This is a genomic window from Mycobacterium sp. NGS33 (genome assembly GCF_059812885.1).
Genome location: NZ_JCALDN010000001.1, coordinates 125,645 through 139,036 on the forward strand (window position 1 = coordinate 125,645; position 13,392 = coordinate 139,036).

Sequence of the window (13,392 nt, forward strand, 5' to 3'; positions counted from 1 at the left end):
GACGGTTTGTAAATTCGGCTAAAAACATCCCAACGGTATGCGTTCCGTTCGTTTTGATTAACTGCGTGCATAAATTAATGGGACGCATTCCGAGGCAAGTTCTATGAAAATAATCGCTCGCTTGAATTCATTCATTTTTCCACCGTCGTTGCCGCGCGATCCGCGCCCTCGTGGCCGGCGGCGCCGACACGCACCGGCGACACCCGGCCGTCCACCGGGTTAGCGATCCCCCCGACCCAGCACACCGCGCCGGGCCCGACGTCGCATCGGCGCCGCAGCGGCGAAACGGCAAGTGCGCCAGGTCAATCGCCGATTGAGCGGGTGACACACATCTGACCCGAGGCCGACACGTCCGCACCCGGCGAGTAGTTGCCGATGGAATCGGTGGCGACCCGCAGTAGCCAGCCGGGCTCGCCGCAGGCGGCGCTACAGCCCTCCATCAAGAACGCGGTGGAAACCAGGATTGACGCAAGAACAAACCTCTTGAGACCCGCCATCAGGCACCCCTTAGTCGAGGCGAAACACGCGTCCATGAGCCCTGCAGAACACGTGTTAAATAACCCTAATCAATGACTCCTAAACCCGATTACAACCCGATAACAAGAACTGTTATCAGACCCGGAAACTTACGGGGGCGAAAACGCTGATTTTCCTAAAAGACAGCCCCCGAGCGTGCCGTCCAGCGGTTAGGCTGGCACCCGTGGCGGCCAAGAAGTGTGGTGGCCCACCAACATGCCCAGAAGGCTCCTCGGGGCGCCCGGACTGCGTGGCCGCGGCGCGCGCCCAGTCACGCGACCGCAATCAGCACTACGCCGACAGCGCCGCACGCGAATTCCGGGTGCTCTCAATCGCGGCCTGGCTGGCCGTCGTCGTCTGCACCACTTTCGTGGTGCTGCAGCTGGTCACCGGTGCCTGGATTTGGCAGATCGTCGCCGTCAACGTCGTCTCGGCCCCGATCTTCGCGACCGTGCCGTGGCTGCACCGGTTCGGCGAACGGGTTGCGCCGCTGATCTTCATGGGCACGGCCTACGTCACGGTCTTCACCACCTGCTGGGACTCGGGCACCGCCTCGGGCGGCCAGTTCTTCTTGGTGGTGGGCGCCTGCCTGGTGGTGCTGGTGCTGGGACTCGACCACATCGTGCTGGCCGCGATCCTCGCGGCGATCGCCGCCGGCCTGATCATCGCCCTCGAATTTCTGGTCCCCCGCGACACCGGTCTGGTGCCGGCCTGGGCACAGTCCATGATGTTCGTCGTCACCATCGTCTCCGCCTGCGTCATGGTGTTCATCACGGTGTGGTACGCGCTGCGCGATACGCAGCGCGCCGAGACGGTGATGGAATCCGAGTACCAGCGGTCGGAAGCGCTGCTGGCCAACATGTTGCCGGGCAGCATCGCCGAGCGCCTCAAGAGTGCCGACCGAAACGTCATCGCCGACAAGTACGACGAGGCCTCCGTCCTGTTCGCCGACATCGTCGGCTTCACCGAACGCGCCAGCAGCACGGCGCCGGCGGACCTCGTGCAGTTCCTGGACCGGCTCTACAGCGCCTTCGACGAGTTGGTGGACAATTACGGCCTGGAGAAGATCAAGGTCAGCGGAGACTCCTACATGGTGGTCAGCGGGGTCCCGCGGGCGCGGCCGGATCACGCCTTCGCCCTGGCCGCGTTCGCTCTCGACATGGCCAATGTCGCTGCGACACTGCGTGATCCGCACGGCCAGCCGGTGGCGTTACGGATGGGCATGGCCTGCGGACCCGTCGTGGCCGGCGTCGTGGGCTCGCGCCGGTTCTTCTACGACGTGTGGGGCGACGCCGTCAACGTCGCGTCGCGGATGGAATCGACCGATTCGGTGGGCCGCATTCAAGTGCCCCAGGCGATGTACGAACGCCTCAAAAACGATTTCGTGCTGCAAGAGCGCGGGCGCATCGAAATCAAGGGCAAGGGCGTTATGCGCACGTGGTATCTAATCGGCCGCAAGGCAGGCGAAGAACCCACCGACCTGCGCGCCGAGGATCCACGCACGGTTCACGTCTGACCAAAGTCCCTGTACCACGGCACACGTTTGTGCCAGACTGCGGCCATGACTATCTCCCCTGGCTCTCCTGGCTCTCCTGGAACCCACCCCGTTCCAAGCTTGCTGCCGCATCTGTGGAAATCCGCTCTGCTGTCGGGAATTCTGTCTCTTGTCCTCGGTGTCCTGGTGCTGGCGTGGCCGGGGATTTCCATCCTGACCGCCGCCGTTGCGTTCGGCGTTTATCTGCTGATTACCGGTATCGCGCAGGTCGTCTTCGCGTTCTCGCTTCACGTCTCGGCGGGCAGCCGGATCCTGCTGTTCATCAGTGGCGCAGCGTCGTTGATCCTGGCGTTGCTGGCCTTCCGCCATTTCGGTCAGGGATACGCAATCCTGTTGCTGGCCATCTGGATTGGCATCGGGTTCATCTTCCGCGGTGTGGCCACGACGATTTCGGCCGTCAGCGACCCGCACCTGCCGGGGCGGGGCTGGAACATCTTCGTCGGGGTGATCAGCCTGCTCGCCGGCATCGTGGTGCTGGCGTCCCCGTTCCAGTCCATCGTCACGCTGGCGATCGTGGTCGGTGCGTGGTTCGTCGTGATCGGCGTCTTCGAAATCATTTCGTCCTTCGGAATCCGCAAGGCCTCCAAGACCCTTACCAGCTGAGCGGGGCGCCGGTGGCGGCGGCGCCGACTCATCTACTACACTCTGTCGTAGCCGTTGGATCGGGCCTCCGCAGTCTCGGGAGATGACAGATGAATGTCGTCGATATTTCGCGATGGCAGTTCGGTATCACTACCGTCTACCACTTCATCTTCGTGCCGCTCACGATCGGCTTGGCGCCGCTGATCGCCATCATGCAGACGGTGTGGGTGGCCACCGGCAACACCGCCTGGTACCGGCTGACCAAGTTCTTCGGCAAGCTGTTCCTGATCAACTTCGCCATCGGCGTGGCGACGGGGATCGTCCAGGAATTCCAGTTCGGGATGAACTGGTCGGAGTACTCGAAGTTCGTCGGCGACATCTTCGGTGCGCCACTGGCGATGGAGGGGCTGTTCGCCTTCTTCTTCGAGTCCACCTTCATCGGCCTGTGGATCTTCGGCTGGAGCCGGCTGCCGAAGCTGATACACCTGGCCTGCATCTGGATCGTGGCGTTCGGCGTCAACGCGTCGGCGTTCTTCATCATCGCGGCGAACTCGTTCATGCAGCACCCGGTCGGCGCCCACTACAACCCCGCGACGCGACGCGCCGAGCTGGATGACATCTTCGCCCTACTGTCCAACAACACTGCGCAGGCGGCGTTTTCACACACCGTGACCGGGGCGCTGCTGGTGGCAGGCACGTTCGTCGCCGCGGTGAGCGCATGGTGGATGGTGCGCTCGCGCCGGCCGGGTGCCACCACCCCCGAGGCACAAACCGACGCGCGCACCATGTTTCGGCCCGCGGCCATCCTGGGATGCGGGGTCGTGCTGCTCGCCACGGTCGGCTTGTTCTTCACCGGTGACCGCCAGGGCAAGCTGATGTTCGTCCAGCAGCCGATGAAGATGGCCTCGGCGGAAGCCTTGTGCCATACGCAGAACGACCCCGACTTCTCGGTGTTGACGATCGGAACGCACAACAACTGCGGCAGCGTCGCCGAAGTGATCAAGGTGCACTACGTGCTGCCGTTCCTGGCCGAAGGCAAGTTCAGCGGCGTGACCCTGCGCGGGGTGGACGAACTGCAGCAGGAGTATCAGCAGCGCTTCGGGCCCGATGACTACCGGCCGAACCTGTTCGTCACCTACTGGTCCTTCCGGGCGATGATCGGATTCCTGGCGATCCCCGTCCTGTTCGCCCTGACCGTGCTGTGGGTTACCCGCGGCGGGCGAACACCCCGCCGGCGCTGGATGTCGTGGTTCGCCCTGCTCACCATTCCCACGCCGTTTCTGGCCAACATCTCGGGGTGGGTGTTCACCGAGATGGGCCGCCAGCCATGGGTGGTGGCACCCAATCCCACTGGGGATCAATTGGTTCGGATGACGGTCCGCGAAGGGGTGTCGAATCACGTGCCCGGCATGGTCGTCACCTCGCTGGTGACCTTCACGCTCGTCTACGCGGTACTCGCGGTGCTCTGGTTCTTCCTGCTCAAGCGCTACGTCGTCGAAGGCCCGCTGGAGCACGACGCGGAACCCGCTCCCCCGCAGGCGCCCAGCGACGACGAGGTGGCACCCCTGTCCTTCGCGTACTGACGAGGGCTTAGCGGCGCCGAAAGGAGTTGAGACGGTGGGACTGCAGGAGTTGTGGTTCGGCATCATCGGGATGCTGTTTTTGGGTTTCTTCGTCCTCGAGGGCTTCGACTTCGGCGTGGGCATGCTGATGGAGCCGTTCGCGCGCGTCGGCATCGGCGAGCCGGAACCGCTGCGCCGCACGGCTCTCAACACCATCGGGCCGGTGTGGGACGGCAACGAGGTGTGGCTGATCGTCGGCGGCGCAGCGATGTTCGCCGCCTTCCCCGGCTGGTACGCCACCGTGTTCTCCACGCTGTACCTGCCGCTGCTGGCGATCCTGTTCGGCATGATCGTGCGCGCCGTGGCCATCGAATGGCGCGGCAAGATCGACGACACGAAATGGCGCGGCTGGGCCGACGCCGGCATCGCGGCCGGGTCATGGCTGCCGGCCGTCTTGTGGGGCGTCGCGTTCGCCATCCTGGTGCGCGGCCTGCCGGTGGGCGCCGACGGCCACATCCACCTGTCGATCGCCGACGTGCTGAACGCCTACACCCTGTTGGGCGGGCTGGCCACCGCCGCGTTGTTCATGCTCTACGGGGCGACGTTCGTCGCCTTGAAGACCTCCGGGGCCATCCGCGAGGACGCGTACCGGTTCGGTGTCTGGTTGTCGCTCCCGGCCACCGGATTGGTTGCCGCATTTGGCCTGTGGACCCAACTGGGCCACGGCAAGGATTGGACCTGGCTGGTGCTGGCCGCGGCGGTGGTGGCGCAATTGGCGGCGGTGCTGTTGGTGTGGCGGCGGGTGTCCGACGGCTGGGCGTTCACCTGCGTCGCGGTGGTGGTCGCTGCCGTGGTCGTCCTGCTCTTCGGCGCGCTGTATCCGAACCTGGTGCCCTCGACGCTGGACAAGCAGTGGAGTGTGACCATCTACAACGCGTCCTCCACGCACTACACCCTCAAGGTCATGACCTGGGTGACGGCCTTCATGGCCCCGCTGACGGTGGTTTACCAAGCCTGGTCGTATTGGATTTTCCGGCAACGGATCTCGGCCGACCGGATACCGGCGCCCATCGGGCTGGCAAGGCGCGCGTCCTGAGCAGTACCGACCGCGCCGGCCGGGCGCCGCTCGATCCGAGGTTGTGGCGGGCGTCGGCATCGTTGCGCCGCTACCTGGTCGCCGTGGTGGGTTGCGGCGTGGTGATCTCCGGCTGCGCGATCGGCTCGGCGATCGTGCTGGCGGGCATCGTCGCCCGTGTCGTCGGCGACACTTCGGCCCGGGGCCTGCGTGGGTGGCTCGGTCCGCTGTCAATCCTGTTGGCGCTGTGGGCAATTCGCGCGGTGACGCATTGGCTGCAGGCCCGGCTGGGGCAACGCGGAGCCAGCGCGGTCATCGCCGACCTGTCCGGGCAGGTGCTCGCGGCGGTGACCGCCCGGCACCCCCGTCGACTCGCCGCGCAACGCGACGCCGCCGCCGTCGTGGTCACCCGCGGCCTGGATGGCCTGCGCCCCTACTTCACCGGTTACCTGCCGACATTGCTGCTCGCCGCCATCCTGACCCCGGCCACCGTGGCCGTGATCGCGGCCTACGACCTGAAATCGGCGGCCATCGTGGCGATCACGCTGCCCCTGATACCGATCTTCATGGTGTTGATCGGGCTGGCAACCGCCGACCGGTCTGCGGCGGCGCTGGCCGCGATGACCACGCTGCAGGCCCGGTTGCTCGACCTGATCGCCGGCCTCCCGACCTTGCGGGCGCTGGGTCGCAGCTCGGGGCCCGAACACCGGATCGCCGAACTGGCGGCCGCGCACCGCCGCTCGGCCATGGCGACGTTGCGGATCGCATTCCTGTCGGCCCTGGTGCTCGAGCTGCTGGCGACGCTGGGGGTGGCGTTGATCGCCGTCGGGATCGGCCTTCGTCTGGTGTTCGGCGAGATGAGCCTGGCCACCGGCCTGACGGTGCTGCTGCTCGCACCGGACGTGTACTGGCCGCTGCGCCGCATCGGCGTGGAATTCCATGCCGCACAAGACGGCAGGACCGCCGCCGGTGCGGCGTTCGACCTGATCGGCGCGCCGGCGGCGTCGACGGCGCGGACCCGGACGGTCGCCGCGCGCGGCGCGCGGATTCGCCTCGAGCGTCTGAGTGTGGACGGCCGCGACGGCCAGGCGCCACGCGATCTGAGCGCGGTCATCGAGCCGGGCTCGGTGACGGTGCTCACCGGGCGTAACGGCGCCGGCAAGAGCACCGCCCTGCAGGCGATCGCCGGCATCGGCAGGCCCTCCTCGGGCCGGGTCATGGTGGACGGCGTCGATGTCGCCGAGCTGGAGCCGGCCGGCTGGTGGGCGCAACTATCCTGGCTGCCGCAACGCCCGGTGCTCGTCCCGGGCACCGTCGAGGACAACCTGGCGCTGCTCGGACGACTCGATGACGTCGAAAAGGCTTGTGCCGACTCCGGATTCGATGCGGTGCTGGCCGAGCTGCCCGATGGACGCAGCACCGTGCTCGGGCGCGGCGGTGTCGGGTTGTCGCTGGGGCAACGCCAACGGCTGGGCCTGGCCCGCGCGCTCGGCTCGGCGGCCGCGGTGTTATTGCTCGACGAGCCGACCGCACACCTGGACGCTCGCACCGAGCAACGCGTTCTGCGGGCCATCGTCGAACGGGCCCGGGCCGGCGCCACCGTGATCGTCGTCGGCCACCGCGCGCCGGTGCTGGCCATCGCTGACCAGATCGTCGAGGTGGTCGCCGAACACGGGGTGCGTTATGCCCCAGCCTGAGCCCGCGTTCCGTCATCGCGAGCCACTGTTGGCCGCGACCGGCATGCTGCGCCCGCGACTGCCCCGCGTGCTGGCGGCCATCGCCCTGGGGGTGCTCTCGCTGGGCAGCGCGCTGGCGCTGGCCGGTGTCTCGGCGTGGCTGATCACGCGCGCCTGGCAGATGCCGCCCGTGCTGGACCTGTCGGTCGCGGCGGTGGCGGTCCGCATGTTCGCGATCTCCCGTGGCGTGCTGCACTATTGCGAGCGACTGGCCACCCACGACACGGCCTTGCGCGCGGCCGGCACCGCACGGGTGCAGATCTATCAGCGGCTGGCGCGCGGACCCGCGGCGGCCGCCGTCCGGCTGCACAGCGGTGAACTGGTCGCCCGCGTGGGTGCCGACGTCGACGAACTGGCCAACGTCCTGGTGCGCGCGCTGGTGCCGATCGGCGTCGCGGCGGTGCTGGCCGTGGCGGCCACCGCGGTCGTCGCCGCCATCTCACCCGCGGCGGCGGTCGTGCTGGCGGCCTGCCTGCTGATCGCGGGGTTCGTCGCACCCCGTCTGGCGGGGCGGGCCGCCGCAACCCAGGAAGGCGTTGCGCGCCAGCATCATTCCGAACGCGATACCTCGGCGATGCTGGCGCTCGAACACGCCCCGGAGCTTCGGGTCGCCGGCCTGCTTCCCGGGGTCATCGCCGAATCGCAACGCCGGCAACGCGCGTGGAGCGACGCCCTGGACGCGGCCGCCAAACCGGCCGCCATCGCCGAGGCGATGACCACCGCGGCGATCGGGGCCAGCGTGCTGGGGGCCGTGGTGTGCGGGATCGGGTTGGCGCACGCGGTCGCCCCCACCACGCTGGCGGTGTTGATGCTGCTGCCGCTGTCGGCCTTCGAGGCGATGACGCCGTTGCCGGCCGCCGCGATCCAGTTGACGCGGTCACGGATCGCCGCGCGCCGCCTGCTCGACCTGACCCCGTCGGGGCCCGGCGGCGCCACGGCAAGCTCACCCGCCCCGGCCGGTACCGGACGGTTGACGGCCGACGTGCGTTGCGGCCACGACGGCGCGGCGCGGTGCACCCGGATGGCGGTCGACCTGGCGCCGGGTACCAGGCTGGCCGTCACCGGCGCCAGCGGTGCCGGGAAGACGACCCTGTTGATGACCCTGGCCGGCCTGTTGCCGCCGCTGGACGGGCAGGTGACGCTGGACGGCATCGCCCTGAGCGAGATCCCCGAGGTCGACTTGCGCGGCGCTGTCGGGTTTTTCGCCGAGGACGCCCACATCTTTGCCACCACCGTCCGCGACAACCTGTTGGTCGCGCGCGGGGACAGCCGCGACGACGAGCTGGCGGCGGCGCTGGACGTCGTGGGCCTGGGCCCCTGGCTCGCCGCGCTGCCCGACGGTTTGTCGACCGTGCTCACCGGTGGCGCGCAGGCCCTTTCGGCCGGCCAGCGCAGGAGGCTGTTGCTGGCCCGCGCGGTGATCTCCCCCGCGCGGATCGTGCTGCTCGACGAGCCGACCGAGCACCTCGATGTCACCGACGCCGAACGGGTCCTGCGCGACCTGTTGGCCCCCGATTCCCGGCTGATGCAGGCACAGCGGACGGTGGTGGTGGCGACTCACCACCTGCCCGAGGGGCTGAACTGTAAGCAGCTACTCGTCGTTGCAGAGGCGCCGCAAGACCTCGTCTAGCGTCTCGGCGCCGGCGGCCGGGTCGCGCAACCTGCTCGGGCAGCGTCCCCACAACACCAGCGGTACCTCGTGAGGCGCGAGCTCTACCACAACGCCAGCGTCCGAAGAGGTGGTCGACAATCCTTTCCCCGGTGTGACAACGACATTCGGCACCTGACCGCTTCGCAACGTCAGCGGCCGTGATATCACGCGCCCGTCATGCCAGCGACGGGCTTCCGCCAGAGCCGGGAGAGCGTCGAATGCGGCCAGCGCGTGGGTAACCATTGCCGGATTGGAGAGCAATCGGACACTGAGTTCGTCATCTCCCACGTGGTTGTGTAATCCGCAGTCAACCCTCTGACACGACACGACACCGCGCTGGCTGTTTTGCGACCACAGTAGGAGCCGCGGCGCGCTCAAAGGTGACGCCGGCGCGGCATGAACTCCAGCGACAAGAGCACGAACAACAACTTGACAATCTGTGTCATGGAGATCACCGCGTACCGCCGGGCGTCGAGGGCATGCCACTTGCGCACATACCGGTACAGCGACTCGAGGGCGATCAGCGGGTCGAGCACGTGGGTCAACCGGTAGAAGACCCCCTGGGTCCAGCCTCGCTTCTTGGCGTCGAAGATTTCGGGGAATGCCGCGAACGCGAGCGAAACACGCTGTGCTCCAGCCTCTTTACCCGCCATGATCATGTCGACGCTGAGCCGCTCGTCGAGCCCGTTCGGCGCGCCGCGCCGGCGCCATGGCACGTCGAGGGTGATGTCACTGCCGCCGCCGGCGGTGGCATACCGGTGGAACGCCTGCACCTTGCCCGTTTTGTCCCTGGCGATGATCAGCCGTATCCCGGGGAACCGGCCCTCCAGCACGCCGTCGAGGTTCATGTGGAATCCGCGATCGGCATGGGCGCCCTTGGACGACTCGCGCACCACCTCGGTCAGCTCGGCCAGCAGCTCGCCGTCGAGCTCCTGCTCGGACACGATTTCGGTGGTGACGCCGCAGTTGTGGGTGCGCTGCACCGCCTGTCGCAGGTTGCGGAACTTACGGCCCACCATGTCGAAGCCGGCCACGTCGACGACCACATCGCGTCCAATCGGTATGGGCCGCAACGCTTGTCCCAGCACCGCCGGATCGCTCCACAGGTCGAGCCGCCGCTCGCTGCAGCCCACCACGGCGATGCGCCAACCGTGGGCGTGGCAGAACGCGGCGAAATCGGCCACCAGTTCACCGAAGTGCGCCTCGTCGCCGATCGGGTCACCGCCGACCACGGCGATCCCCATCCGCGTCCGGTAGGCCAGGGCCGCCGTCCCGTCGGCGGTGAAGTGATAGCTCTTGCCGGTCTGCATCGTGAACGGTGCGAGCGCGTCGCCGCTGGTCGCCTCGATCAACTTCCACACCCTCGGCAGGTCGGCGGGCCGCGGGTGAGAGGTCGTCGGCCACATCAACACCATGCCCGAGCTGGCGATCACCACGTCGCCGAGCAGGTCGAAGGACAACACGTGCAGGCCCAGCCCCGCCAGCACGAAAAAGGCCGCGACGGCGGCGTGCATGGTGGTCACCGGCCGCCCCAGGAAGATGCCCCGGGCCATCCAGGCCACCGCCACCAGCACCGTCAGCGACCAGGCCAACCGGTCGCTGTACTGCCAATTGGGTTGGCTGTGGTGGCGCGCGAGGATCTCGATGAGCCAGCACGCCGCGCCGAACAGCGCCAGCGCGCCGAGCAACCGGGCCGCGAGTGAATCGACCGAGACGACAACGCGTTCGCGCGCGCGGGGTCTTGCTACCGTGACGTCCACCACTGGCCCGTTCACACTCACCTCCCGATGCGCTGACAACAGCTGGGCGGCTTGACGCCGCCTCTGCACCGAATACCCGGCTATGTCAAAGCTACGCCCCATCGCGGCCATTACAAGGGCGAATTCGCGCAGAGATTCCGCGGCTATTGGGTCACGTTTTAACGGCGGGAAGAGGGGAAGTATTTCAGCACGCCTTCTTGCACCACCGTGGCCAGCGGTAGGCCGGACCTGTCGAAGAAGTGCCCGGTGCCCAGCCCGCGGGAATCGGCCGCGACCGGCGACGATGTGGCGTACAACACCCAGTCGTTGAAGTTGACCTGCCGGTGAAACCAAATGGAATGATTGGCCGAGGCGGCGAATATGCGGTCAAATCCCCAGGAAAGACCGTGCGTGGTGATAACCGAGTCCAAAACGGTGGTGTCCGACGAATACACCATTGTTGCCGTGTGCAATACGGGGTCGTCGGGAATCTCCCCCAACGCCTTCACCCAGACCCGATTGTGCGGGAGCCGTTCGCCCTTCGTGCGCATCACCCAGGCCGGGTCGTTGGTGTAGCGCCATTCGATGGGCTGCAAGGCGTTGACGAAGTGCGGAACGGTCTCCTCGTAGCCGCGCAACAGTTCGCCGATGGTGGGCTGGGTGTGCGGCTCGGCCACGTCCGGCGGCTCGATGCCGTGTTCCAGGCCGCGGCCGCCGGCCATGTAGGAGATCAGCGCCGAGCTCAGCAGCGTGCCGTCCTGCACCGCATCGACGCGCCGGTTGGCGAAGCGGCGCTCGTCGCGCAGCCTCGTCACGCGGAATTCGATGTCCTTGGCGGTGTCTCCCCCGTTGATGAAGTGCACCGACAGCGCGCCCGGCGGCAGGTCGTCACGAACCAGGCTGCGGCTGCTCGCGACGAACGACTGCGACATGAGCTGACCACCGAAGGTCCGCATGGGGTTCTTGCTCGGATGCGAGCCGATGAACAGGTCGTCGTCGACGCGTTCGAGGTCGAGTGTCGCCAGCAGTTCGGTGAAGTCCGAATGGGTCGGTGTCGCGGCTTCTTCCGCCGCATTCGGCTCCTGGGGCTCACAGCCGGCCGGCACACGCTCTCCTTCAGCTAGACGTCGTCCTCCCCGATCCGGTGCACATGGATGAGGTTGGTTGACCCTACTGTGCCAGGTGGCGCGCCGGCGACGATGACCACCAGGTCGCCGCGCTTGTAGCGGCCGAGTTCCAGCAGCGACTTGTCGACCTGGCGGATCATGCCGTCGGTGGAGGTCATCATCGGGACGATGAACGTTTCGGTGCCCCAGGTCATGGCCAGCTGGCTGCGCACCTCGGGCCACGCGGTGAAGGCCAGCAGCGGCAGCGGGGTGTGCAGGCGCGCGAGGCGCTTGACCGTGTCGCCGGACTGGGTGAACGCGACCAGCGCCTTGGCGTCGAGCCGCTCGCCGATGTCGCGGGCGGCATACGAGATCACCCCGCGTTTGGTGCGGGGCACGTGCGTCAGCGGCGGGGCGGCCGTCGAATTGTCCTCGACCGCGCAGATGATGCGCGCCATGGTCCGCACGGCCGCCATCGGGTACTTGCCCACGGAGGTTTCCCCGGACAGCATGACGGCGTCGGCGCCGTCGAGGACGGCGTTGGCGACGTCGGAGGCCTCGGCCCGGGTGGGCCGCGAGCTCTCGATCATCGAATCGAGCATCTGGGTCGCGACGATGACGGGTTTGGCGTTCTCCCGGGCCATCTGGATGGCCCGCTTCTGCACCAGGGGAACCTCTTCCAGGGGCAGCTCGACGCCCAGGTCGCCGCGGGCCACCATGATGGCGTCGAAGGCCAGCACGATGGCTTCCAGGTTGTCGACGGCCTCGGGCTTCTCCAGCTTCGCGATCACCGGCACCCGCCGGCCCACCCGATCCATCACCTCGTGCACCAACTCGACGTCCGACGGCGATCGCACGAAGGAGAGCGCGACCAGGTCGACGCCGAGTTCCAGCGCGAAGGTGAGGTCGTCGATGTCCTTCTCCGACAAGGCCGGTGCGGACACGTTCATGCCGGGCAGCGAGATGCCCTTGTTGTTGCTGACCGGTCCGCCCTCGACGACCGTGCAGACGACGTCGTCACCCTCTATGGCGTCGATCACCAGGCCGACCTTGCCGTCGTCGACCAGGATCCGGTCGCCGATGGCGGCGTCCTGGGCCAGCTTCTTATAGGTGGTCGACACCCGGTCGTGGTCGCCTTCGCAGTCCGCCACGGTGATCCGCACGGTTTCGCCGTCGGCCCAGTAGGTGGGCCCGGTGGCGAAACGCCCCAGCCTGATCTTGGGGCCTTGCAAATCGGCGAGCACGCCGACGGCTCGGCCGGTGGCGTCGGAAGCCGAACGGACGCGCTCGTAGGCGGCCTTGTGATCCGAGTAGTCGCCGTGGCTGAAATTCAACCGGGCGACGTCCATTCCGGCTTCAACCAGGGCCTGGATCGACTCATCAGAATTGGTCGCAGGGCCAAGGGTGCAGACGATCTTTCCGCGTCTACTCACGCCGACCCAGCATAGTCGTGTGACACCGCCACGGCCCGCAGATAGCCGACGCCGCGCAGTGTGCTCTTACCCACCAAGAACGGTGGGAAACAGCGGGAAGGCGGGCAGGTTACGCAGCACCGTCCAGGCGATCGTCACCACCACGACCGTCAGCAACGCCGCCCGGGACGGCAACGCCCCGCCGCGGGCGCGGCGGACCAGGACCCACACGGCCAGCAGCGGGAGGGCTACCAGCAGGAAGACGTTGTCCTGGATGCCGGCCAGCAGGTCACCGTGCAACAGGTCGTGCGTCATCCGCAGCCCGCCGCAAAACGGGCAATTCCAGCCGGTCAGCATCTTGAACGGACACGGCGGGTAGATCGAGCTCGGCCTGTGTGGGTCGGCCAGCGCGACGTAGGTGAGCGCGCCGCCCAGCGCCAGGCCGGTTCCGGCCGCGA

11 protein-coding genes are annotated in these 13,392 nt (G+C 67.5%); 6 read left to right on the top strand and 5 right to left on the bottom strand.

Going from position 1 to position 13,392, the window contains the following annotated elements; genetic code table 11:
- Positions 1 to 302: 302 nt before the first annotated feature.
- Positions 303 to 497, bottom strand: a complete 195-nt coding sequence (locus tag AC5Y5B_RS00505) for a hypothetical protein (RefSeq protein ID WP_500002621.1) — start codon at positions 495 to 497, stop codon at positions 303 to 305.
- Between the two features lie 203 nt (positions 498 to 700).
- Here AC5Y5B_RS00505 and AC5Y5B_RS00510 point away from each other — a divergent pair, with 203 nt between their 5' ends.
- The 6 genes from AC5Y5B_RS00510 to cydC all read left to right on the top strand — a co-directional run bounded on the left by AC5Y5B_RS00510 (position 701) and on the right by cydC (position 8,656).
- Positions 701 to 2,032, top strand: coding sequence for an adenylate/guanylate cyclase domain-containing protein (locus AC5Y5B_RS00510; RefSeq protein WP_112634596.1), 1,332 nt, complete (start codon positions 701 to 703; stop codon positions 2,030 to 2,032).
- Between the two features lie 27 nt (positions 2,033 to 2,059).
- Positions 2,060 to 2,674: an HdeD family acid-resistance protein gene (locus AC5Y5B_RS00515; protein ID WP_500002623.1), complete on the top strand. Its 615-nt coding sequence runs from the start codon at positions 2,060 to 2,062 to the stop codon at positions 2,672 to 2,674.
- 89 nt (positions 2,675 to 2,763) lie between these two features.
- Positions 2,764 to 4,236, top strand: a complete 1,473-nt coding sequence (locus AC5Y5B_RS00520; RefSeq protein WP_500002625.1) for a cytochrome ubiquinol oxidase subunit I — start codon at positions 2,764 to 2,766, stop codon at positions 4,234 to 4,236.
- A 34-nt stretch (positions 4,237 to 4,270) separates the two neighbouring features.
- Entirely contained in the window at positions 4,271 to 5,311 is a 1,041-nt protein-coding gene (gene cydB / locus AC5Y5B_RS00525; protein WP_500002627.1) for a cytochrome d ubiquinol oxidase subunit II, read from the top strand.
- 62 nt (positions 5,312 to 5,373) lie between these two features.
- Complete coding sequence (gene cydD / locus AC5Y5B_RS00530; protein WP_500003774.1) at positions 5,374 to 6,987, top strand: thiol reductant ABC exporter subunit CydD; 1,614 nt, start codon at positions 5,374 to 5,376, stop codon at positions 6,985 to 6,987.
- Positions 6,974 to 8,656 (top strand): thiol reductant ABC exporter subunit CydC, encoded by a 1,683-nt coding sequence (gene cydC, locus AC5Y5B_RS00535; RefSeq protein WP_500002629.1) that lies wholly within the window; start codon positions 6,974 to 6,976, stop codon positions 8,654 to 8,656. Before cydD ends, cydC begins: the two co-directional genes overlap by 14 nt.
- 395 nt (positions 8,657 to 9,051) lie before the next feature.
- On the opposite strand, the gene AC5Y5B_RS00540 is transcribed toward cydC, so the two are convergent.
- The 4 genes from AC5Y5B_RS00540 to AC5Y5B_RS00555 form a co-directional block, all read right to left on the bottom strand.
- Positions 9,052 to 10,452, bottom strand: coding sequence for a bifunctional lysylphosphatidylglycerol flippase/synthetase MprF (locus tag AC5Y5B_RS00540; RefSeq protein WP_500002633.1), 1,401 nt, complete (start codon positions 10,450 to 10,452; stop codon positions 9,052 to 9,054).
- Positions 10,453 to 10,595: 143 nt separating this feature from the next.
- The gene (locus AC5Y5B_RS00545; protein ID WP_112634608.1) at positions 10,596 to 11,444 is read right to left on the bottom strand and encodes an acyl-CoA thioesterase II; all 849 of its coding nucleotides are present in this window, start codon (positions 11,442 to 11,444) and stop codon (positions 10,596 to 10,598) included.
- Positions 11,445 to 11,536: 92 nt separating this feature from the next.
- Entirely contained in the window at positions 11,537 to 12,955 is a 1,419-nt protein-coding gene (gene pyk / locus AC5Y5B_RS00550; protein ID WP_500002637.1) for a pyruvate kinase, read from the bottom strand.
- Between the two features lie 66 nt (positions 12,956 to 13,021).
- Positions 13,022 to 13,375, bottom strand: a complete 354-nt coding sequence (locus AC5Y5B_RS00555; RefSeq protein WP_430919879.1) for a DUF2752 domain-containing protein — start codon at positions 13,373 to 13,375, stop codon at positions 13,022 to 13,024.
- Positions 13,376 to 13,392: the final 17 nt, after the last annotated feature.